The sequence below is a fragment of the Paraburkholderia sp. SIMBA_054 genome (assembly GCF_046534875.1).
Taxonomy (GTDB): Bacteria; Pseudomonadota; Gammaproteobacteria; order Burkholderiales; family Burkholderiaceae; genus Paraburkholderia; species Paraburkholderia hospita.
Genome location: NZ_JAWRXV010000185.1, coordinates 1 through 1,012 on the forward strand (window position 1 = coordinate 1; position 1,012 = coordinate 1,012).

The 1,012-nt window shown below is 62.1% G+C and carries 2 protein-coding genes; both read right to left on the reverse strand.

The features are described from left to right. The coding region (locus tag SB822_RS54660) for a formate dehydrogenase subunit gamma (protein WP_410858792.1) at positions 1–302 on the reverse strand (302 nt) is incomplete at its 3' end. Further along, the coding region (gene fdxH, locus SB822_RS54665; protein ID WP_410858793.1) for a formate dehydrogenase subunit beta at positions 299–1,012 on the reverse strand (714 nt) is incomplete at its 5' end. The genes SB822_RS54660 and fdxH, both read right to left, overlap by 4 nt.

The window sequence follows — 1,012 nt, forward strand, 5'->3', positions numbered from 1 at the left end:
AGCACATCGTTGATCTGTCGCAGCCATTGCCGGTCGTCGGCATCGAGATAGTTGTGATGCCAGAAGCGCAGCGCAAGAATCATGAACGACACGAACATCACGAGGCCGATGAACGGATGCAGGATGCGCGTCCATTGCCCGCCGCCGAACAGCGCGGACAGCCAGAACATCGACGGATGAAACAGCGCCAGGCCCGACAGCGCGAGCAAAACGAAGGTGATCGCCGTGATCCAGTGGTTCGTGCGCTCGTTCGGCGTATAGCGTACGATCAGGTCCGGGTTCTCATGCCGATGATGTTTCATTTGACGGGCTCCTCGGGCTTGTGCTCGCGACGTTCGCGGATATCGTGCGCGGCGTTGCGGGCGGCGTCCTCGTCTTCTTCGCTGACCTCGTTCGGACCGATGCGCGTGTAGTGGAAGAAGCCCGCCAGCGCCGTCAGCGCGATCGCCGCGACGCCGAGCGGCTTCGCAATGCCTTTCCACAGCTTCACGAACGGGCTGATATGCGGATCGTCAGGCAAGCCGTGGTAGAGCGAAGGCTGGTCCGCGTGATGCAGAACGTACATCACGTGCGTGCCGCCCACACCGGCCGGGTTGTACAGTCCCGCGTGTTCGAAGCCGCGCTCCTTCAGGTCGACGATGCGCTCTTCCGCGTGCTGGATCATGTCGACCTTGGTGCCGAATACGATCGCGCCCGTCGGGCAGGTCTTCACGCACGCCGGTTCCTGGCCGACACCGACGCGGTCCGAGCAGAGCGTGCACTTGTAGACGCGATGATCCGCCTTTGATAGCCGCGGAATATTGAACGGGCAGCCCGCAATGCAGTAGCCGCAGCCGATGCAGTTCTCCTCGTGGAAATCCACGATGCCGTTCGTGTACTGCACGATCGCGCCCGGCGATGGACACGCCTTCAGGCAACCGGGATCTTCGCAGTGCATGCAGCCGTCCTTGCGGATCAGCCATTCGAGATCGCCTTTCGGGTTCTCGTACTCGGTGAAGCGCATCACCGTCCA